Source organism: Rhizobium sp. F40D2 (assembly GCF_051810745.2).
In the GTDB taxonomy this organism is placed as follows: domain Bacteria; phylum Pseudomonadota; class Alphaproteobacteria; order Rhizobiales; family Rhizobiaceae; genus Rhizobium.
On record NZ_JBPWQX020000002.1, the window covers coordinates 422,962 to 443,123 of the forward strand.

16 protein-coding genes and 1 pseudogene are annotated in these 20,162 nt (G+C 56.9%); 7 read left to right on the top strand and 10 right to left on the bottom strand.

The annotated features are described in order from the left end of the window. Nucleotides 1–514 precede the first annotated feature (514 nt). Both ACS4RS_RS26755 and ACS4RS_RS26760 read right to left on the bottom strand, forming a co-directional pair. The gene (locus ACS4RS_RS26755; RefSeq protein ID WP_439013053.1) at nucleotides 515–1,012 is read right to left on the bottom strand and encodes an invasion associated locus B family protein; all 498 of its coding nucleotides are present in this window, start codon (nucleotides 1,010–1,012) and stop codon (nucleotides 515–517) included. Between the two features lie 243 nt (nucleotides 1,013–1,255). Beyond that, the gene (locus ACS4RS_RS26760; RefSeq protein WP_439013054.1) at nucleotides 1,256–1,720 is read right to left on the bottom strand and encodes a MarR family transcriptional regulator; all 465 of its coding nucleotides are present in this window, start codon (nucleotides 1,718–1,720) and stop codon (nucleotides 1,256–1,258) included. A gap of 301 nt (nucleotides 1,721–2,021) precedes the next feature. Between ACS4RS_RS26760 and ACS4RS_RS26765 the strand changes: the two genes are divergently transcribed. Both ACS4RS_RS26765 and ACS4RS_RS26770 read left to right on the top strand, forming a co-directional pair. Next, nucleotides 2,022–2,303 carry a DUF6522 family protein gene (locus ACS4RS_RS26765; RefSeq protein ID WP_439013055.1) on the top strand — a complete coding sequence of 94 codons (282 nt, stop codon included), beginning with the start codon at nucleotides 2,022–2,024 and terminating at the stop codon, nucleotides 2,301–2,303. 54 nt (nucleotides 2,304–2,357) lie between these two features. After that, on the top strand, nucleotides 2,358–2,624 hold the full coding sequence (locus ACS4RS_RS26770; protein WP_439013056.1) for a hypothetical protein: 267 nt from the start codon (nucleotides 2,358–2,360) through the stop codon (nucleotides 2,622–2,624). A gap of 565 nt (nucleotides 2,625–3,189) precedes the next feature. Here the strand turns inward: ACS4RS_RS26770 and ACS4RS_RS26775 are convergent. The 8 genes from ACS4RS_RS26775 to ACS4RS_RS26810 form a co-directional block, all read right to left on the bottom strand. Continuing rightward, the gene (locus ACS4RS_RS26775; protein WP_439013276.1) at nucleotides 3,190–4,488 is read right to left on the bottom strand and encodes a mechanosensitive ion channel domain-containing protein; all 1,299 of its coding nucleotides are present in this window, start codon (nucleotides 4,486–4,488) and stop codon (nucleotides 3,190–3,192) included. 188 nt (nucleotides 4,489–4,676) lie between these two features. Further along, a complete protein-coding gene (locus ACS4RS_RS26780) occupies nucleotides 4,677–5,165 on the bottom strand; it encodes a cupin (RefSeq protein WP_439013057.1) in 489 nt (162 codons plus the stop codon). A gap of 477 nt (nucleotides 5,166–5,642) precedes the next feature. Beyond that, entirely contained in the window at nucleotides 5,643–6,680 is a 1,038-nt protein-coding gene (gene fcl / locus ACS4RS_RS26785; protein ID WP_439013058.1) for a GDP-L-fucose synthase, read from the bottom strand. Further along, nucleotides 6,673–7,776 carry a GDP-mannose 4,6-dehydratase gene (gene gmd / locus ACS4RS_RS26790; protein ID WP_439013059.1) on the bottom strand — a complete coding sequence of 368 codons (1,104 nt, stop codon included), beginning with the start codon at nucleotides 7,774–7,776 and terminating at the stop codon, nucleotides 6,673–6,675. The genes fcl and gmd overlap by 8 nt, the downstream gene beginning before the upstream one ends. 65 nt (nucleotides 7,777–7,841) lie before the next feature. Continuing rightward, entirely contained in the window at nucleotides 7,842–10,046 is a 2,205-nt protein-coding gene (locus ACS4RS_RS26795) for a Wzz/FepE/Etk N-terminal domain-containing protein (RefSeq protein WP_439013060.1), read from the bottom strand. After that, on the bottom strand, nucleotides 10,043–11,185 hold the full coding sequence (locus tag ACS4RS_RS26800; protein ID WP_439013061.1) for a glycosyltransferase: 1,143 nt from the start codon (nucleotides 11,183–11,185) through the stop codon (nucleotides 10,043–10,045). The genes ACS4RS_RS26795 and ACS4RS_RS26800 overlap by 4 nt, the downstream gene beginning before the upstream one ends. Beyond that, a complete protein-coding gene (locus ACS4RS_RS26805; RefSeq protein WP_439013062.1) occupies nucleotides 11,179–12,279 on the bottom strand; it encodes a glycosyltransferase in 1,101 nt (366 codons plus the stop codon). The genes ACS4RS_RS26800 and ACS4RS_RS26805 overlap by 7 nt, the downstream gene beginning before the upstream one ends. Beyond that, nucleotides 12,276–13,226, bottom strand: coding sequence for a glycosyltransferase (locus ACS4RS_RS26810; protein ID WP_439013063.1), 951 nt, complete (start codon nucleotides 13,224–13,226; stop codon nucleotides 12,276–12,278). The genes ACS4RS_RS26805 and ACS4RS_RS26810 overlap by 4 nt, the downstream gene beginning before the upstream one ends. 565 nt (nucleotides 13,227–13,791) lie before the next feature. Between ACS4RS_RS26810 and ACS4RS_RS26815 the strand changes: the two genes are divergently transcribed. The 5 genes and pseudogenes from ACS4RS_RS26815 to ACS4RS_RS26835 all read left to right on the top strand — a co-directional run bounded on the left by ACS4RS_RS26815 (nucleotide 13,792) and on the right by ACS4RS_RS26835 (nucleotide 20,133). After that, nucleotides 13,792–15,111 (top strand): O-antigen ligase family protein, encoded by a 1,320-nt coding sequence (locus tag ACS4RS_RS26815; RefSeq protein WP_439013064.1) that lies wholly within the window; start codon nucleotides 13,792–13,794, stop codon nucleotides 15,109–15,111. Next, a pseudogene (locus tag ACS4RS_RS26820) lies at nucleotides 15,108–17,233 on the top strand (right-handed parallel beta-helix repeat-containing protein). The gene ACS4RS_RS26815 and the pseudogene ACS4RS_RS26820 overlap by 4 nt, the downstream one beginning before the upstream one ends. A gap of 115 nt (nucleotides 17,234–17,348) precedes the next feature. Continuing rightward, nucleotides 17,349–17,624 (top strand): hypothetical protein, encoded by a 276-nt coding sequence (locus tag ACS4RS_RS26825; RefSeq protein WP_439013066.1) that lies wholly within the window; start codon nucleotides 17,349–17,351, stop codon nucleotides 17,622–17,624. A gap of 144 nt (nucleotides 17,625–17,768) precedes the next feature. Beyond that, nucleotides 17,769–18,626 carry a WecB/TagA/CpsF family glycosyltransferase gene (locus ACS4RS_RS26830; RefSeq protein ID WP_439013067.1) on the top strand — a complete coding sequence of 286 codons (858 nt, stop codon included), beginning with the start codon at nucleotides 17,769–17,771 and terminating at the stop codon, nucleotides 18,624–18,626. Nucleotides 18,627–18,639: 13 nt separating this feature from the next. Beyond that, on the top strand, nucleotides 18,640–20,133 hold the full coding sequence (locus ACS4RS_RS26835; protein ID WP_449314041.1) for a sugar transferase: 1,494 nt from the start codon (nucleotides 18,640–18,642) through the stop codon (nucleotides 20,131–20,133). Nucleotides 20,134–20,162: the final 29 nt, after the last annotated feature.

The window sequence follows — 20,162 nt, forward strand, 5'->3', positions numbered from 1 at the left end:
CGACGCAGCGATCGGCAGCGTCTGCGCTTGGCTTGTCCACGCCGGCTATCGTGACCCAACCACCCTTTTCGATAGAGCTGCCACGCTTCCAATATGATAGCGCCTTCAGCGCCTTCGAATTTTCCGCCGCGTTAATCGCTGATACGAATTTCTGAACGCAGATATCCGCGCCAGAGCCGCACGGGCATTTCCACCAGCTCTGTCCGCCAGAACGCCAGCACGGCCGACGGGTAGCCACCCGCACCAAGTGAAGCCGACGAACATGGTCAGCGCCAAGGCGCCGATCAGCGGCCAACCCCAGACACGCCTACCGGGCTGGTAGTTCCGCCATCCAGCCGGCTCCGTCTTGCTCACGACGGTGTCCTTCACGCCAGTAGTTGTGTCATTGCATGATACAACTACTGGCGAATGCGTCAACATTTTTACAAAGGAAACCGGACACCGCTTATTCGCCGCGAAAACCACTGTGATAGGGCGAACCGCGGCGAAATGCGATCCTGCCGACCTCCACGATCTACCGCGATCCGCATGTGTTGACTGTCTTCAAAGCTGCAGTAAATCCGTCCAGCGAGAAGCTGTAGCTGGTGTCCGTGCCGCGTCGAGAGGTGGCCTTTAGAAGCATCTCCGCGCCAGCGCGCATAGCATCCACCAGTTCCGGTTCGCGCGCTTCGTTCTGCATCCAGGCGCTGTCGCCCCTCGTGAACAACCAGAATTTTTTCTCACCGATCTCCAACTGGACCCGCGTACCGGGTTTCAATTGATATCCAAAACGCGCCTGGGGCTCGTATTTCGCATCGCCCCTGCCGGGCGCGACGATGAAATAGTTGTTCCCGTGATCGACGCTAGCCGGTTCTGATTGAGTAGGCAGGGTCAACGTATAACAGACGTTCTTTCCGCCCGACGGATAGGAGAACACATTCCAGTGATCGGAGTGCTTGACCAGACTGGGCTGGGCAAAAGCAGCAGACGCTGTAAGTGCGACGATTGCGAAGGAAGGGATAATGGTTTTCATGTTTAGCTGTTCCGGCCGATGGTTTTGGAGGTGCTGGTCTTTGCCAGACCGGCTGGGCGACACGCGCGATCCAAGGCCGAAAGAGTAAACGCGAACTTAACGGCGTATGCCAAATTCTTCGCATCGCGGCCGCTTGTGATCGACGCAGTCTGACCCATGGAGGCGTTTCCCCGCTCTTGGTCCCGCTAGAAGAGGTTTGGCATTGAGCAAACTTCATGCGCGATAAAACCGAGGCTCGCCCTGTCAGCCTAGCAACGCCAGGGAGCGCAGCATTGATAGCGATTCCGCGAGCAACGGCTCATTGGCGAGAACTCCCTCCAGATGGACTTTCGCAAGCGCTTCGACCAAGGCCTTTCCCTCCGATGTGAGGGTAATGAAAACACTGCGTTTGTCTTCGAGGGAGGGGATGCGCTGGGCAAGGCCGGCCATTGCCAGCCTGTCCACGAGCTGAACTGCACCATTATGTTGCAAGAGCATCTGCTCTGCAAGCGCGCCCATCGTGATCATCGAGCCAACTTTGATTACCAGGAGAGCTTGGTACTGTTGAGAGGTTACACGTGCAGCAGAAAGGGTGGCTTCGCTGAAAATGAGAAATCGCCTCATGGCCAGTCTCATTCCCGCCAACCCCTCAAAAACGCGCTGGTCGAGGACAGGCGCTTCGGCGGAAATGCTGTTTTCTGAAAGGTTGACGGCTTTTGCGGAACTCATTCGATAAATTCCTTTATTCATATCACGGCATGATATAGTCTATCGGAGTCGAGGTTGAGACAATTGGTGTGTTCTCCTGGCGGGGTTGCCATTGCGCAATGATGCGTAGCGGTCACGCGCAATAGTCTCAATTCTCGGCGGCAAAAAAGGGTATTTGAGGGCAGCTTCGATTGAGGAAATTCATTGTATTGGAAATCGCCAAATGATCGCTGCAAATAGCGCTTCGGAACCTGCTCTAAAATCCTGACAACGGAAGTCGGCCGCTATGCAGCCGCGGTTTTATTTGGAGGGTCGGTAGCGAATGTTTTCAGCCGGAACGACCAGCAACCTCGTCCTGGAGGTCAACGATATTGCTGACAGATTTGGGCTGACGACCAAAGATTTTAATCGATATCGGAATCTCGGCCTAATGTTGGTCGTGGTCGAGACCGGATCGAATGAGCATGAGGGGTTGACGCGATTAACCTGCCAGTTTGGCAATCGTGTCTGGCAGGCGCTAGTGGGAGGCGATAAGCGGATCGTGCATGAGGAAATCAGATATTTGCGGGGAAAACTTTCGCGGGCATCAAGCTCTTCGAGCTAGAGCGGTTACGCTGGCGGTAAAGCACGTGGCAACGGGCGAAGTTGGAGAGGTACGATGGAGATGATCATCGCCGCCGCGTCCATGACCCTTGCCTTTGTACCGTCTGGCCGTCCGCAGCAAGTCATCGAGTTGGCGCAGGCGAAAATTGTTGATTGCAGCGAAGCTGCGGAGGACATTCTGGCGAACAACGATGCGCGTCTCCTTTCGATCAGTAATCATGAGGATCGATGCACGATCGTTGTGCTCGTCACGAAGGAGGGAGAGCGGCCTCGAAAGGTTATTTTCCGAGTTCCGCCGGCCGCCACTGCCGAAGGAAAATAGGCGGTGACGTCGATGTCGAGAGCCCGAAGAAACCTCTCCCGTCGACCCGACCGTCGTGTCGAAGCCCCGTTAACGTCTGCCACTCATCCCGGTGCCGCGGGGCGAACCGGCAGTGCGGTGGGAGGCGGCAGCGCAAGGCGATCTTTATTCGTTGTCTTTGCGACCGCGACAATAATGTTGATGGCAGTGGTGGTGGTTACCTTTGCATTGCGCGGCTACGCCCCTGTCATCGCAAACACGTACGAGTTCCGCCGTCAGGGCGAGGGGCCATTGTTCAAGGCGAATCGAGGATTTCGGCCGGCGAAGGTCGAGAAGATCAGCAATAAGATCAGGCGAGGAAAAAGCTCTGTCGATCTCGGTAGTCGCGTCAGCCCCAGGTGAGGGCTGGCAGGCACTGTGAGCGTGGAAAAGCTGTCGATTGCGTATCGCAGCATGCGTAGCGCACTTAGTCTGGCAGTTGCTCACCCAAGACCAATTCCAGTACAATGCGAACCTCACGTCTCCCCCTGCGAGGGAGCCCCAGTGTGCCGACAGGCCGCAACTAAGAAGGTGGAGCAAGACGCGGTTAGTCCTCGCGCGACTGCTTGATCTCGACGGGCGTCTTCATGATGATTTCCCGATGCGGGAACGGGATGGAAATGCCGGCGTGCTTAAATGCGTCCCAAAGCGCCATCAGCACCTGGCCCCTGACGTTCGTCAGGCCATTTGCGGGATCGGAGATCCAGAAACGGAGCCGAAAGTCCAGTGACGAAGCACCAAAGCAGGTAAGCCAGCATACCGGCGTCTTGTATTCATTGGCGACCCGGTCCACCGTCGAGGCGGTTGCGATTGCGATCCTGACGACCTCATGCGGATCGCTGTCATAAGCCGTGCCGAAGTCGACGTCGATCCTGACGTAGTCACTGGAAAACGACCAGTTGACGACCTGTTGGGAGATGAAGTCCTCATTGGGAATGAGATATTCTTTGCCGTCACGCGTGATGACCGAGACGAACCGCGAGCGCAAATCGCGGATCGAACCGAAGGTATCGCCGAGCGTGATCGTGTCGCCCGGCTTGATGGATTTATCGAGGAGGATGATGATGCCGGAGATGAAGTTCGACACGACTTTCTGAAGGCCGAAGCCTATGCCTACGCCAACTGCGCCGGAAAAAACGGTCAATGCGGTAAGGTCGATGCCGGTCGCTGATAAGGCAATTGCGCCGGCGATCATGATCAGACCGATTTTTATGAACTTGCTGATCAGGACCTTGATCGATGGCGAAAGGTCGCTCGACCTCTGCACCCAATGGGAAAGGACATTGCCGATGAGAACCGCCACCCAGATGAGCGCGACGGCCAGCACGACGGCTTTGAGTACAAGAAGAAGTGAAAGGCGCACGGCCCCCAGATTGACAGCCAGCCCATCGAGCGCGGAGAGCACGGGATCGTCAAGCCGGAGCGCGTACAACGCGACGTAGCTCCAACTGGAAATAGCGACGATACGCGACAAGGTGGGATTGCGGATGATTTTGGTCAGAACGGAGATGACGAACCACGCCGCCGTTAACGTCAGAGCAGTCGAGATCAGCCAACGTCGCGACGGCCAGGTCGTTTGAGTCAGAGTGACGTTTGCAAGCCATAGCCATACGGCAAGAAACAGCCACTTCAAGCGACGCATGAAAGCAATTATGACGCGCAACAGGTCCGGATTACCTTTGATGCGCCTCGCTTTCTGTTCCAATGCGGCTTCGGTGCGCGATGCCAGGAATGACGCTGCGCCGTAACCGATGGCGATGAGCCCGAATTGGTAAAACGTCCATTCGCTCAACACGAACGTTCTGAGCCACTCGTCCAACGCGTCGATTGTCTGCCTGACATCCATGGTTCTAGCCTTTAGGGAGTGCAGATAAGGCATCGACACGAGTTTTGTTCAATTCATACAGGATATAGCCGGTTGTCGAGCGACGGGCTTTGGCTGAACGATAGCGAGGCTCGTGCTCCCCGGCCAGGTTAATGATCGGGTCTATCACATTAAACACGGCCGCGAAAATCGGTCGGGCTCCGCGACGACTACCGCCATGTCTCGATCAGAAATCCCGACGGGCCTTGAACGGGATCGCTGGAGGGTACGGGTACGGACGAGATTTTCGCCAGCATTTCGCTTGAAGCAGCCGAGGTCTGGATGTCGGCATGCTGTCCCTTGGGATACGCGCCGACGACCTGGAAGTCCGGGGTGCAACCGAGATTTTGGTGCCCTGTCCCGGCTGGAAGCACCAGACAGTCTCCCGCCGCGACCCTTAGAGCCTGACCGCCAAGGCCCCCAATCAGCAGGGTGGCACTCCCAACTGCAACCCCAAGCACCTCATGGGCGCCGGAATGGTAATGCTGATAATTGAAGACGCCGTTTGTCCAGATGCCTGTCCAACCGTTGGCTGCGAAGCGGTTTTTGAAATCAGCTGGTCCACCGTCGGCAAAAAGCCCCCTGTAAAGCAACACAGGAAGACGCTGATTGTTCGGAACCCAGTCGCTCGGCTCGAAAACTATCCTCTTGACGTTCATTTTGAATCCCCATCTTTCGCGTTCCCTCGCGCATGAAGACAGGTCTGTTCCATTATTGCGAGGCGCCTGAGTAAGAAATGTGCCGACCCGAAACTCGGACTCCACTGGTGCACGAGCGCGTACGATTTTCATTCTTCGCGTCATTTTCGCCGAATGCCTTGCAGCCGCCAGATACCCGGGGCGCGTGCTTGAGCCTTCGATTGTCGCGTCCGAGTGGAAGGTAATCTCCCGAAGCCATCCGAGCCGGACTATCTGTGCAAAAGAGCGACGAGCGACATCGGTATATCGACCGCGAAAAAATCCATTGCCGCACCGATAATCACCGCCCACACGACTATCAGAAAAATGAGCGCTGCAATCCTGATTTCCACTGGTTGCATCATCTGCTCCATCCCAGCATATGCGTCCCCCCGGACAGAGTTTTTTATTCCTCGCGCAAATTCGCCATGCGGGAGGGTACGCGACCGTAGCGAGCGTCTACGCGTGGAGCGCTGAAGTCTCGGCTCTTTCCAAACCGATGTTGCTTCGACCCATCAAGTCTCCGGATTTAACTTCGTTGCTACCGCGTTCGAGATAATGACCATCCAGGAAGGAGCGATAGGCGTCTGCGATGCCCTCCTTCAGACCTATCTTGGGAGACCAGCCGAGGGTGCGAAGCTTGTCGATACTCAAGAGTTTTCGTGGCGTGCCGTCTGGCTTGGTGAGGTCGCGCTCGATCTTGCCTTTGAAGCCAACGACCTTGGAGACGAGATGTGCCAATTCGAGGATGGTAATGTCTTCGCCAGAACCGACGTTCACATGACTTTCGGCGGAATAGGTTTTCATGAGATGGACGCAGGCGTCGGCGCAATCGTCAACATGCAGGAATTCGCGCCGCGGTGTGCCAGTACCCCAGATGCATATCTCTTGCTGCCCGTCGATCTTGGCCTCATGCGCCTTGCGTATGAGTGCCGGCATGACATGGCTGGATCCGAGGTCAAAATTGTCCTCTGGACCGTAAAGATTGGTAGGCATGGCCGAGATGAAATCTCTGCCGTTCTGCTTGCGATAGGCTTGACAGAGCTTTAATCCGGCGATTTTGGCAATCGCATACCATTCGTTCGTAGGCTCAAGCGATCCAGTGAGAAGTGCATTCTCAACGATCGGCTGGTCGGCGAGTTTCGGATAGATGCAGGACGAGCCTAGAAACATCAGTTTTTCGACGTCAGCTCTATGGGCTGCGTGAATTACGTTGGCTTGGAGAATCAGGTTGTCGTAAAGGAAGTCGGCCGGGTAGGTTGCGTTTGCGAGAATGCCGCCGACCCGAGCAGCTGCCAGGAAGACAGCGTCGGGATGATTCCTGCTCATCCAGGCCTCCACCTCCTCCTGCCGTCTGAGATCGACCTCGGCACGGGTGGCCGTTAAAATCTCGCAGCCCTCCGAAGCAAGACGCCGCACGATCGCAGAGCCGACCATGCCGCGGTGGCCGGCGACATAGATCCTTTTTCCGGCAAGGCTGTAGATCACGTCAGGCATAGGCAAAACCCTTGGTTACACCAGCCGATGGAACATTTCGTGCCATGACTTTCAGATCCTCGCGAACCATCTCCGCAACGAGCTGATCGAGACTGGTCTCATGTTTCCAACCAAGCTTCGTGTGCGCCTTCGTCGGGTCGCCTATCAGAAGATCAACTTCGGTTGGACGGAAATAAGCTGGATCGATCTCCACCACGCACCGACCGGATGTCTTGTCGTATCCCTTTTCCTCAACCCCGTTCCCGCGCCAATCAATTGGCATGCCCACCTTGGCAAAGGTCTTGTCGACGAAGGAACGAACCGAGTGCGTTTCGCCGGTCGCGAGCACGTAGTCCTCCGGTTCGTCCTGTTGCAGCATCAACCACATGCCTCGGACATATTCTCGTGCATGTCCCCAGTCGCGCTTGGCATCCAGATTGCCGAGATAGAGCCTTTCCTGCAGGCCAAGATGGATCGCCGCCGCCGCCCTGGTGATTTTACGCGTCACGAAAGTTTCGCCGCGGATCGGGCTTTCATGATTGAACAAAATGCCGTTCGAGGCGTGCATGCCATACGCTTCCCGATAATTGACCACAATCCAATAGGCGTAGAGCTTGGCCGCCGCGTAGGGTGATCGAGGGTAGAAAGGCGTCGTTTCGCTCTGCGGGACTTCCTGGACTTTGCCGTAGAGCTCGGAGGTGGACGCTTGATAGAAGCGGGTCTTCTTGGTGAGCCCCAGGAGGCGAATTGCTTCAAGTAGCCGAAGGGTGCCGGTTCCATCCGCGTTCGCTGTGTATTCGGGGGTCTCGAAAGAGACTTGAACGTGGCTCTGTGCGGCGAGATTGTAGATCTCGTCCGGCTGCGTTTCCTGAACGACACGGATGAGATTCGTTGAATCGGTCATATCTCCGAAATGCAGGATAAAGCGTGGATTCTCGATGTGGGGATCCTCGTATAGATGCTCGATGCGACTGGTGTTGAAGGACGATGAGCGGCGCTTCAGGCCGTGAACGATATAGCCTTTCTCTAGGAGCATTTCCGCCAGATAGGCACCGTCCTGACCTGTTATGCCCGTAATCAGCGCAACTTTTCGGTTCTCTCTCATTCCCGTATCCATGTTTCCTCCGGCTCGCTGCCAGTGCAGAAGCAAATTGAGCGTTTAAACATTGGTGCGTGATGTATTCATGCTTTGAATGTGTAGTATTTCATCAGAGATTTCGAAAAAAGCTCCGAGTCGCTGAAATTATACAATGCGTGCTTCTGGGGATTTACGTTGTTGATCGCAACAACGATTTCCGAATTTCGCGAGCTTTTCATTTGCTGCAGGCTGAACTCGACCGCACGGCGGCTCGTCTTTCCCCATCTAACGATTGCCAGTGTTCTTTCCGCCAGGGCGGTCAAATGCACGGTATCTGTCGAGGCGAGCACAGGCGCGCTGTCGAAGATGACAATCTGGCCGGCCGCGACCGCCATCTCGATGATTTCTGCCAGGGCGTTCGGACGGACGCGCCGCTGGAGACTGAATTTTCCAGATGGAATAAAATCGATGCCGCTTGGATGGTGGTAGACGATGTCGCGGAAATCGGCCTGGCCATTCAGGAATTCGTTCAGCCCGCACATTACCCCCGACCTGAAAAACGCATCGAGTTTTCCCCGTCGAAGGTCGCCATCGACCAGCAGCACCGGAATCGCGGCGGCAGCAAGTTCCATCGCAAGCGATCGCGCGACAAGCGACTTGCCATCTCCACTGTGAGCCGAGGTAACGACAATACTGTTCGGCAACTTGCCGCCATTGGACTGCTTGAGTGAAAGCACCACGCTACGGATCGCTTCGTCAAACATCGGGACCGGCATATGTGCGAACATCGTCTTCGAATTTTCACTCCGCGCCAGACGCGGGATAAGTCCAGCCGGTAAGGTGCGCGCCATTCCAGCTATTTGGTCGAAACTCCGGACTGTCCGGTCCCACATTTCGATCACCAAAGCAGCCGTTACGGCGGCAGAGATCGCAGCCAGGAGGGCGCCCACCAGATAGGAAAGCCGTCCACGTCCCGTTGATGTGAGCGGCACTGTAGCCGGTGTTAGAACTTCCAACTCCGCCCCGGGCAACATGGCCTTCGCGGCGAGGTCACGGCGCTGGTTCTCAAGCTTATCGAGTGCCGTTTGTTCCTTTTCCGCGATTTTCTGCAATCGTACCAATTCCGTCTGCACCAGCGCATCGCGTATGCGTTTTTCATTAGCAACAACCAATCTGGATTGTACGGCTTCAGCTTCATGATCAAGTGCGACGAGCTTGGCGCGCATTGTCTGGAGATATTGGTTGGTCGCCAGTTCGAGACCGGCACGGGATTCTTGGATCTCTCCACGTAGCTCCACTACGGCCTCGGCATTGCCGTCATATGTCTCGAGAAGACGGGCGAGATCCTGTTCCTGTCCGCGAAGATCGCGTTGCTTTATGGCAATGCTGTCGGGGACGACGATATTCTGCGCAGCGACCGAAGCGTTATCCGCTGCCTCAAGCGTCGAGATCACCGCCTCCACCTCAACCCGGCTTTCTTCGATTTTGCCTTCTCGGCCAGTGAGTTCCAGAAATGACTTGATCCGTTCCTCCTGGGCGTCCTCTTTGGAGACGACGTCCATTGATTCTTGATAGTTGCGAGCAGCGTCGCGAGAAATGTCAGCGCGAAGCTGCTGCTCCGTGATGCGTTGGCGTATCCATTCTTCCGCTGCATCCAGGCGGCCATGGACGCTCTGTTTCCGCTCGTCGAGGTAAATGTCGATGACCCGGTTTGGCACCGCGGCTGCGAGTTCAGGATCGATCGAATTGAAGCTGATCTGGATTACGTCACTCTTATCTTCATGCCACACGCCGAACGCCCTATAATATTCTGGGATGATAGCGTTGATGTTCTCCCGTAAAGGCGAGGTGGGCTTTTTCGTGTCGAACAGGCCGCGCAACTTTGTCCGGATCCTTTCGATCAACGAGATCTCCCGCAGCGCTGGATTAAATTCCTCCCGCACGTCAAGCCGCAGTTCGCGGACAACTCGCTCTGCGATGCTTCTGGATAGAAGCCGCTCAGTCTCCGATTTCGCGTCAAGTAGATCACTGTGGCTGGTATCTTCCGCATCAAGTGATGTTGCAAGGGGCTGGTGAACAATCAACCGGGCCCAGCCCTGGTAGGTGGGCTTGAGCCCAAGGATCATAATCGCCGCGGGCGCCATGAGCAGCATGGTTATCGTGATGATCATGATCATTCTTCGGCGGAGGAGACGGTAAATCGATGCGAGATCGAAGTTGTCCGCCTTGGTCTCTACCTGAAAGCGCGGGTCATAGCGCATCGGCGAGATCGGAAGATTGCGGTCCGGCGGTAGAGTGGAGATCGTCATCGTGCGCCAACCATTGCTTGAGGTTTCGCGGAAACGGCTTCGTATAGTTTATCGAGCGACCGCATGTAGGCCTTCATGCTGAAATGGTTGAGGTAATGCATGCGCCCCTGGACTGAGAGGCGGATGCAGGTTTCCGGATCAGTCACCAGTTTCGCCAAGGCTGCAGCCAAGGCATTCGGATCTCCGACGGGGACGAAAATCCCGGTTTCACCGTCGGTAATGACTTCGCCATGCGCTCCGACTCGCGTGGTGACGACCGCGAGCCCGTGGGACAGCCCTTCGAGCACGGCCATTGCCAGGCCTTCTGCATGCGAAGGCAAGACCAGGATATCTGCTCGCGCGCACAGGGCTCGCGCCCCGGCGGCGTCCAGCCAGCCGGGCATCTCTACCAAATTGGAAAGCGCCATGGCGTCAGCCTGTCGGCGATAATCCTCGACAGGCCCGTCACCTGCCAATACAGCCCTCCACTTGAGGTCTTTCATGACCGGGTGGCTGAGGGCCAGCAGAAGCTCCGTGACGCCCTTGCGTTCGCTCAACCGGCCAAGGAATACGATCAACGGTGCCTGGCCGGCACAAATATCGTGCGCCCCGGGATCGGGGACGCAATTATGGGCGACGACCGCGCGGCGCTCGTCCACGCCCAGAAGTGTCGTCAGCGTCATGCGATCGCGCGCCCCCAGCGCCACAACGCAATCGGCATTCTGAAACATCCGACGTATGAGCCGTTGTTGGCGCGGCGAGCGTTGCGCAAAGTCGCCGGCATAGTCGTAGTCGTGCAGGTGCAACATGTGGCAGCACCCGAGTAATCGGGCAGCCTCCGTCAGGATCAGTTTTCGCGACGTACTGCCGCGGCCGGCGATATGGATATGGTGAATGCGGTCGGGCGCAACAATCCGGTCCTTCGCCATCGTCAAAATGGCGCCGAACAGCCGCGCCGGCGACGTCAATTTGGACCATCGCGCGCCCCTCGTATCCGTGACGAAATGTTTGGTGCCGGTCTCTTTCGCCGTCTCGGTTATATAGCCGACCAACCTGCCAATGCCGCCGCCGTTCTCGCAGCCGCCTGGAACATAGTGGCGAACGCTGGCCGCGCTCTGTGCCGCCAGCCGACTTCTGTCCGTGAGGGTCTCCATCAGCATGTCCCGACCACCTCTCGATAAACGGCCGCGGCCTGGCCCCCGACCTGTTCCGGCGAATTCGGTCCTTTGGCCCATTGAAGTGCATTGGTGCCGAACTGATTTCTAAGCTCGCCGTTGCCTGCCAATGTCTGGATCGCTGCCGCGAGTTCCTTTGCATCTCCGGGAGGGACCACCAGTCCCAACCCGTTTTGTCGAACGGTGCCACCCAACTCGCCGACATCCGTAACAATGACCGGTTTGCCAAATGCGGCTGCAAGGTTGAGCACACCGCTTTGGGATGCTTCCGTGTAGGGAAGCACGACGATGTCGGTGTCGAGAAATAGCTGGGCGACCTCCGTATCCTCGATGAAACGATTGAAAATATCGTAGCGGCCGGCATCCCCCATAAGCGCCTGGAATATCCGCGGGTCGTCGCCGCGGCCCGCGACGGTAATGCGCAGGTTGGGTAACACGTCTTTGAGCATCGCTTCGGCCCGGACCAGATGTTCCAGACCCTTGTAGGCAAAAATCCGCCCGAACAGCAGCACGCGTATAGTTCCATCGGCTTCGCGCGGCGTCATCTTCTGTCGCCGGGCGAGTTCCGCATAGCGAAGGATGGAGGGATGTGACAGGACATGGACGTGATCGGCGGATTTCGCATATCGATCGAGAACCAGCTGCTTCAGTCCTTCGCCGTGGACAACAAGATGCCCGGATTGCCTCACCATCAATTCGGGAGCCCAGCCGGGTAACGTACGCGTCTCCAAATCGCCGGGATGGATTTCCACGTCATGGATCGTCGTCACAAGCGGGGTCGGGCGCCAGAACGGCACGGCGAGGTTCAGCCAAAGTGTCGAATTGCTAAGGAGATGAATAAGGTTCGGCTGTTCCCGCCGGATCAGGCGCGTAAGCTGGTACAGAAACCAGGGATTGGAGAGAGAACGGTGTCTCGGCCAGTCCAGAAGGTGCAGATCAACAGCCGGATCGAAGGAAGAGGCGAGATGTGCATACCGCCGGTGCGGCACGGCAAGCACAACGTCCAGGTGTTGGGCAACGCCATTGGCGAAGGAGATGGTATAATCTTCCAGTTCGGAAACCAATAACAGCGCCTTCATTTCGCTGCCTCCGACAAGCCTACATCAAGACCTAGCCGTGACAGACCGCGCGCCGAGCGCAAGCTGTCGCGCGTCCGCCTGAGCAGGTTCGGTTCGCCGGCAAAGAAGAGGCCTTCGACGGCAAGCTTGAACCGGCTGAGAGCATCGGCGCCCTGCAGCTTCGCCGACGCAACGCGATAGGGATAGTGATCCGCCAGATGCAGTCTTGCCGGCAGTTCATGGGTTGAGAGAAACAGGTTCGTTGCCTCAACGGTATGCCGCCAGTGCGTCATCCGTCGCCGCAGCGTGGTGGCATCCTCGGTCGAGCGATACCAGTTGTTATTGTGTATGCGGTAGAATCCTAGCGGATCCGGCATGGCAATCACGTCGCCCAGAAACGGATAGATCCCCACGAGCCAGGCGTCGGCTGATATGCGGAACTGTTCTGGAATGCCGCCCGCAGCATCCCATGCGCTTCGACGTACCGCGACAGCCGACGTCATCGGAAAAGGCCACCAACCAGCAGATCGTGTGAGTAACGACGGCAACGCGCCGGAACACAGCGTTCGAGGGATCGGCTTGGAAGTCGGCGTGCCATCGACAAGCGTCGGCTGCAGTCGATGATAGACGAGCGATGCCTGAGGATTGGCGCGGAATGCCGCAGCCGTCGCCGACAACTTTCTCGGCGCCCACCAGTCGTCGGCATCCAGAAAACAGAGGATCTCGCCCACGCTTGATCTCACAGCGGTATTGATCGCGGCGGCCTGTCCTGCGTTCTCCTGAAAGATCACCTTTACTCGGCTGCCATACGCTTCCAGAACAGACCGCGACTGGTCGGTCGAGCCGTCATCGACGACGATGATCTCGACGTCGCGTGCGTCTTGGTTCAACACGCTGTCTATCGCCCGCCCGACAAAGCGAGCGTAGTTGTAATTGTTGATGAGGACACTGAGGGCCGGCCGCTCCATGGTGCGCGCTCAGGTGGGCTGCCGCGATGCACCGCTGTGCAGCGCAACTTTGCTTAAGAGGTCGCCCCTTGCGCAGCCATCGCGGTTTGGAATTGTAATATCCAAAATACCCACGACGAGTAGAGCGCCCGTCGTGTTACATAGAGAACTAGGATCATGACGCAGAAACATAGCAATCCTAACCTTCCAGGCTTCGATTGCAGAGATAGACTCTGCCAGAATTGTTGCCTCATTGCAGTAGAACCGCGGCTTACCCACCACGCTTCATAAGACATTCATCGCCACGGTACCGGTGAACGGACACGCACAACATCTGCTCTTAAGGGCAATTCGCGGACATAAAGACCCGCCTTTTGGGTAAAGACCGGCTGAAAGCTTAGGCGCAACATCGCCTTTGGGTGGAGGCAGGGTGCATTAGGCGTAGCCCGCCCTTCACTAGGACAGGTTGACCGCGGATGTGGCTGGATGATTGCTTGAGAGCAGCGCAGCCACGAAGGCCGACAGCTGTTTTTTGATCTGCCGCGATCGACAGTCGCTTGTCTGTTCAATTTAGTCGGGACGGATAATGAGAGTAGATAGACTCAGAACTGCCAGCGGACCAACGATCAGTTGGCGGGCCATAGAATGCTGGGGCGCCGGCATATCCCTTTTTCTTCAGGCAGGCGCGTTTCTGCCACTTGTCCTTTCAGATGCGGACGGAGCTCTCAGCGAATCTGCCAGATCCATCCTGCGTCTTCCTTGCCTTCCTATATATGCATTTACAGCCGTGATCCTGATACGTAATTTTCCTCAGTTTCTAACGGCGCTCAGGCGAAATCTGATTGTTCCCCTGATGCTTGCCTTGCCGTTTTTGTCTACCCTGTGGTCCATAGCACCGCCAACGACCTTGAGGCGCGCAATCGGCCTTTTGTTTTGCGTGCTTCTTTCCTATGTCCTAGCGATACGTTTCACGCCAAGGCAGCTGCTGTTCCTGGTATTTGTAACGCTCGGAGCTTGTATCACCCTCAGTGTGGTTGTCGCCGTGGTGTCACCAAGCCTCGCCAGTATGCCGGATGGTGCCATGCGGGGCGTCTTTATTCACAAGAACGTGCTCGGCTGGTACGCGTCTTTAATGATCTTGGTGGCGACGGCCGTGCTGATCGACGGGACGTTCGGCCTGCGGCGAACCGCGTTCGCCTTGTTGGCGGCGGGTGTGATTTGCCTTGCAAGCTCCGGATCGATGACCGCGATTATTGCAACGTCAGTGGCGTTTTGCCTGATCGGCTTTTATTCCCTGCTGCAAAGAAGCAGCAGCATTGGCCGCGTCGTCATCGTGCTGTTTTTCGTTCAGCTGTCTATCGCCATTCTGATTTCGCTTCACGAATTCCTGGTTCCGGCCCTTGAAGCGCTCGGTAAGGATGCGACTTTGACGGGTCGGGTGCCATTGTGGGAGCTGGTTGATCGCGAAATATCCGATCGTTGGTTGCTTGGCTATGGTTACCAGGCTTTCTGGACGGTCCAGAACCCCGAAGCGACGCATATGTGGTTGAAGATCGGCTGGCCGGCACCCCACGCGCATAACGGATACCGCGATATCTTGTTGAGCTTTGGAATCATGGGAATGATTCCGTTTGTTCTAATGGTTCCCTATGCAATCCGCCAGGGCGGGTTCCTTCAATGTCATGATCCGCAGTACGGGTGGCTCTGGCTCAATGTCCTTACGATCATGATTCTGGTGATGAACCTGACCGAAAGTATTTTTTTCGTTCAGAATGACGCCATCTTCATCCTGTTTACCACAGCCATCATCATGTTCTCGCTGTACGCGCCCGTCGTTTCGGTGAGCCATTCGCCACCTTTGCAGGCGCCCGCGCGTGGCCTTACGAGCGGGTTGCAGACATCATGAGCCGGCGTTTTGGACTGATCCTGAGTATTTTGCCTGTCATGCTCTTTCCGCAGTCCAGCACTCCGGCTCCCCTTGAGACAGAGATAGATGCGCCAGAGCGCCTGCAGGTGCTCGTCAGGGAGGCGACTTGTGCGGAAGCTTCCCCGACTATGTCAGCCAAGTTGAATGGGACTTCCTTAGGCGACGTATTGAGCAGCAGCACCGGGGGGCGATCGATATTTTACGTTTCTCCCGATGGCAAAGACAGCTGGAGCGGTCTCCTTCCGACCGCAGATCAGCAGGGTGGCGACGGCCCTTTCGCCAGCATTGAAAGAGCCCGTGATGCTGCCCGTGAGAAAGGCGGCGCCAACACCATCGCCCTGGGTAAGGGCGATTACTATCTTACTCAGCCGATCGTCTTCGACACCCGCGATACCGGCTTGATCCTGACGGCAAGATGCGATGAAGCGCCGATTTTGCATGGGGGCTGCGCGTTGACAACTTTGCGCAGCAGACGGATGGTCGGTGGACGGCATCACTGAAATTGCCACCGGATGAAGGGGTCGGTGACCTTTTCGTCGATGGGATACGACAAACCAGGGCTCGATTCCCCAACGCCCCCGCAGACGGCGATCCACGTAAGGGATGGTTGTTTGCTGCAAAATGCCAGCCTGCCATTGACGTGTCGGAAGCAAACACGCGCTTTTGTTTCCATGCCGGCGATCTTCCGGCAGTGGACGATATAACGGGACTGGTCGCAGACATCGTTGGAGGGTATCGACCTGGAAGCCAGTGGGGCAATGATACGCTCCCAGTTGTATCCATCGATAGCGCCGGCCGGACTGTCTATACGGAAGGCACGGGCTATTTCTTTACCGCAGAAGGTAGCCGCTATTTCCTCGCCGGAGCAAAGGCCTTGCTCGATGCTCCCGGAGAGTGGTGGTACGACCTTGTCGCGGGCCAGCTTCATTATATCCCCGTCGATCAGTCATTGCCCAATTCCATAGTCGTTGCTGGCATTCTGCCGACGTTCTTCAAGTTGGATGGGGCCAATGGGATGGTCGTATCAGGGCTCGAGTTTAGAGATGGAGCTCCTGCAGGCAGCGGCAAGTTCTATACGGAAACCAGAGGATTTGGCGCCATACGGATCGAACACTCTGACGGCGTCAGGATTCTCGGCAACAGCATCGAGAATGTCGGCGTCGGGGTGCATGTGACGGAAAGTAGGGATGCGTTGATTGCCGCCAATGTGATTGCGGATGTGGCTGGCAACGGGATCTACGTCGGCACCAATTATGGCACGTTCGGCAAGTCGAACGGCGCCAGGATCCTTTCAAACCACATCCACGATATTGGAACGATATACATTGAAACCGCCGGAATATGGTTCCAGGCGGCTGATAATGTCAGGATCGCCGACAACCTGATCGAAAACACGGCGCAGTTCGGAATTGCCGGCGGTTCGCTGTGGGGTTCCAATGACGCCGTCTATAACGCTGTCATCGAGCACAACGTGATCCGTAACGCCAATCAGCAGACGGCAGATGGCGGCGCCATCAAGATGATGGGCGAGCAGGGCGACCCTTTGAACAGCATCATCCGCTCCAATATCGTAACCGGGACCGGTTATCTCATGAACAGGGCCGATGGGACGTTCTGGCCTCCCGGATATGAGAATACCAGCGAATGGCCGTCTCCTATCAGCTGGGCGATCTATACGGATGGGAAGGCGAGCGGGCTGCGTATCGAGGGAAATACGCTCTCGGGCAATATCGCGGCGATCGGTATCAACGGCGGTTGGAGCAACCTGGTGGCGGGAAACGTCATCACACACGGATCAGGCGCGGCTTTTCGCGTTGATGACGGTACCGGCAGGGGTTGGCGTCCGCCATGGGCACGCCCGAACCGTATCGAGGAGAATGTCGTATCGGTTGACAGTGACAGCGGCATGGTCGCGTATGTCAACGCTCCCGATCTTGGGCTTGGATTTGTGCAATTCGCGCGCAACCGCTACAGCGGCAACTTGAACAGCCGGAGCTTCCGGATGGATCCGAGGATCATGCGTTCGGGAGAATTTGGCAGTCTACGGGATCTTCAGAAGGCTGGGGCGGACACCGGAAGCGTCGTCGCGCCGCCCGAGTAAAAAAGACGCCGCGGGGAGCGGTGTTCTGCGGCGATAAAGCCGGCAGGGGGCGTGCCGTTCCGTGAATGATCGATCGCGTCACGGTAAGTCGCAGCCAACCGTTCGCAGATCCTGATTGGCTCCTGTCAACCAGCGTCGGCATTTGCCCGACATGTTCGATCCTCACATCAAAAATGATGGCATCGCCCGCTCGTACGCCGAGGTTGTTCTCTCGCATGCTCTTTACCAGGCCCTTGAGCTTCCGGTCGAACCTTCAATTCGCCGGCGGGTCTTCATTCTTATTCTGGAGATAGAAGGCGATCCTTCCCGGCTTTGTTCGCGCGAGGGCGAACATCTTCTGCAGCTCTGTGATCATCAAAAAGAGCAACATGGCAAGCCATGGGGTACATAGACTTACTTCGAATATCGTACGTCATCTCGGCGGAAGACGTAAACATGAAGTCTCTTCTACGTCCAATAGCTGGAGCGGCAAGTATGGAGGCAATCGACATGCCGGGATATTCTGATGGCAGTTTCAGTCGTGAAAGCGTAGGTCATGAGAAAACAACCAGTACGCAGCAGCCAAACTTCAGTTCTTCATCCGGTGGGCTCTTTAGGATGGACGAATGTCCTTGGTGTTCGCGTCTCGGCAGTCAATCTCACAAGCGCGACTGGTTTTATCCAAAAAGCGATCGAAGACGGCAGGAAGGAATATGTCTGCGTTCGCGACGCACACGGCATCGTCCGATGTCAGGATGATCCCGAGCTCCGGTCGATCCATAACCGGGCGTTCCTCGTAACCCCTGACGGCATGCCGCTTGTTTGGGCGCTGCGGAAGGCTGGTCATGCGGAAAGCGACAGAGTCTATGGACCTGATCTCATGCTATCCGTTTTCGATGCCGGCAGCACCAAGGGCTTGCGCCATTTCCTTTATGGTGCAACGGCCGAAACGCTCGAACAACTGCAGGCGCACCTTCTCGCAAAATTTCCGCAAGCGCAGATCGTCGGCTCCTATGCGCCGCCTTTTCGCAAACTGTCGACGCAGGAGGAAACAGATATTGCTGACCAGCTCAATCGGTCGGGCGCCGATATTATCTGGGTCGGGCTAAGCAGTCCCAAGCAGGAGCTCTGGATGGCGCATATGCGCGACCGTCTGGAAGCATCGATGCTTATCGGCGTCGGAGCTGCGTTCGATTTCCATGCCGGCCTCAAGCGGCAGGCTCCGAGGTTCATTCAAAGAAGCGGCTTCGAATGGGCGTTTCGTCTTCTATGCGAGCCGCGGCGGCTGTGGCGGCGCTATGCGCTCGTCGTGCCGACCTTCATCTCACTATCAGCATTCCAGAGACTGGGACTTCGGAAGTTTCCGATTGAAGACGCCATTTCTGGATCGGGCGTGTCGGGACAAATGCAGTAGGGGGTAAAGCGTCATGTCCATATTTGTGCCGTCAGCGATGACACCGGGTGCGTCGAAGGCATCCGCATCAAATGACATGACATCGCGAGCGATTCCGGCAGGGTCCGTGCCGCCCATAGCAGCCAAGACCGCCGATGCCTTTGTACCGGCAGGGCTGAATATGCCCGTCGCGCTACGGCGCCGGCTTCCACGGCTTGCAACGTCGTCCTTGCTGGTCGCCGGCGACACCGCCAGCTATTTGCTTGCCTATTTCGTTCTGCTGTCCTTTCTGCCCAGTGGTTTGCAGGGCACGTTCGTTGAACGTGCGTTCGCGGTCGCCGCACTGGCAGCGATTTTTCTTTACGCATCGGCCGGCCTCTATCCCGGATATCGGCTGCATGACCACGAACATCTGCGGCGACGCACGTTGGCTGCCGTCAAGGTGGTTGTCCTGGCGGCATTCGGAGCAATTATCCTGCCGGAGGGGGGAGGGCTGCTGTTTGCCATCATCGCGTTCCTCGGTATCGGGCTGATTGTTCAGCCATTTGTGCATTGGCTTGCACGAGGTCTTTGCTGGAGACTTGGAATTTGGGGGGAGCGCGCGGTTGTCATAGGGGGACGCAACCTTGCTCCCGCGCTCGTGGCACATTTCACCGACCATTGGCAGTATGGCATCAGGCCGGAGCCATTTTCCCCCGATACCTTGGACGCATTGCCGGGTGGCGGGCCATCCATTGCTTTGATCGCGAGCGACACGAGCTCGCTTGTGTCCGGCTTGCCGGCGCTGCGTCGGAAGTTCGCAGAAGTCATTTTGCTATCCGACACACCGAGCCTCAAGGTAAGTGGATTGCGACCTGCCGATATCGGTGGAGAGATCGGCATTCGCCTCACCACCCGTGGGAGTTCGATCAACTCGGATCCGGTTCGCCGGGTCCTCGATCTCGCAATCGCCATCCCTGCAACGATCGTGGTCGCGCCATTCATCGCGATTGCAGCGGCCGCAATCTACGTCATCGATCCAGGTCCTGTCTTCTTTCGGCATGCCAGGGAAGGACGGTCCGGCAGGCCGGTGCACGTCCTGAAATTACGGACAATGTACCAAGACGCAGAACAGCGCCTTGAAGCACTATTCCGAGACAACCCTGCCATGCGCGCCGAGTGGTTGAGCCACTTCAAGCTTAAGGACGACCCGCGCATCCTTCCGATCATTGGACATATGCTGCGCTCATCGAGCATCGACGAGCTCCCGCAATTGGCAAACATCATTGCGGGCGAGATGGCCTTTGTGGGACCACGGCCGTTCCCGGAGTATCACCTTTCGGCGATGGACGGCGAATTTCGCGACAAGCGCCGTTCCGTCACGCCGGGGCTCACGGGTCTTTGGCAAATATCCGAACGAAGCGATGCGGATATCGAGCTGCAGCAACAACTCGACGAGTTCTACATCGACAACCGGTCCCTCTGGTTCGACTGCCAAATTCTTCTCGGCACAATCCCCGCGGTCTTCAAGCGCAGGGGAGCCTGCTGACCACTTCCACGAGGCAATCATCAACAACG

Bases quoted from the DNA above. Each gene is read 5' to 3' on its own strand.
- ACS4RS_RS26755 (WP_439013053.1), bottom strand. From the start codon at position 1,012: ATGAAAACCATTATCCCTTCCTTCGCAATCGTCGCACTTACAGCGTCT.
- ACS4RS_RS26760 (WP_439013054.1), bottom strand. From the start codon at position 1,720: ATGAGTTCCGCAAAAGCCGTCAACCTTTCAGAAAACAGCATTTCCGCC.
- ACS4RS_RS26765 (WP_439013055.1), top strand. From the start codon at position 2,022: ATGTTTTCAGCCGGAACGACCAGCAACCTCGTCCTGGAGGTCAACGAT.
- ACS4RS_RS26770 (WP_439013056.1), top strand. From the start codon at position 2,358: ATGGAGATGATCATCGCCGCCGCGTCCATGACCCTTGCCTTTGTACCG.
- ACS4RS_RS26775 (WP_439013276.1), bottom strand. From the start codon at position 4,488: ATGGATGTCAGGCAGACAATCGACGCGTTGGACGAGTGGCTCAGAACG.
- ACS4RS_RS26780 (WP_439013057.1), bottom strand. From the start codon at position 5,165: ATGAACGTCAAGAGGATAGTTTTCGAGCCGAGCGACTGGGTTCCGAAC.
- fcl (WP_439013058.1), bottom strand. From the start codon at position 6,680: ATGCCTGACGTGATCTACAGCCTTGCCGGAAAAAGGATCTATGTCGCC.
- gmd (WP_439013059.1), bottom strand. From the start codon at position 7,776: ATGGATACGGGAATGAGAGAGAACCGAAAAGTTGCGCTGATTACGGGC.
- ACS4RS_RS26795 (WP_439013060.1), bottom strand. From the start codon at position 10,046: ATGACGATCTCCACTCTACCGCCGGACCGCAATCTTCCGATCTCGCCG.
- ACS4RS_RS26800 (WP_439013061.1), bottom strand. From the start codon at position 11,185: ATGCTGATGGAGACCCTCACGGACAGAAGTCGGCTGGCGGCACAGAGC.
- ACS4RS_RS26805 (WP_439013062.1), bottom strand. From the start codon at position 12,279: ATGAAGGCGCTGTTATTGGTTTCCGAACTGGAAGATTATACCATCTCC.
- ACS4RS_RS26810 (WP_439013063.1), bottom strand. From the start codon at position 13,226: ATGGAGCGGCCGGCCCTCAGTGTCCTCATCAACAATTACAACTACGCT.
- ACS4RS_RS26815 (WP_439013064.1), top strand. From the start codon at position 13,792: ATGAGAGTAGATAGACTCAGAACTGCCAGCGGACCAACGATCAGTTGG.
- ACS4RS_RS26830 (WP_439013067.1), top strand. From the start codon at position 17,769: ATGAGAAAACAACCAGTACGCAGCAGCCAAACTTCAGTTCTTCATCCG.
- ACS4RS_RS26835 (WP_449314041.1), top strand. From the start codon at position 18,640: ATGTCCATATTTGTGCCGTCAGCGATGACACCGGGTGCGTCGAAGGCA.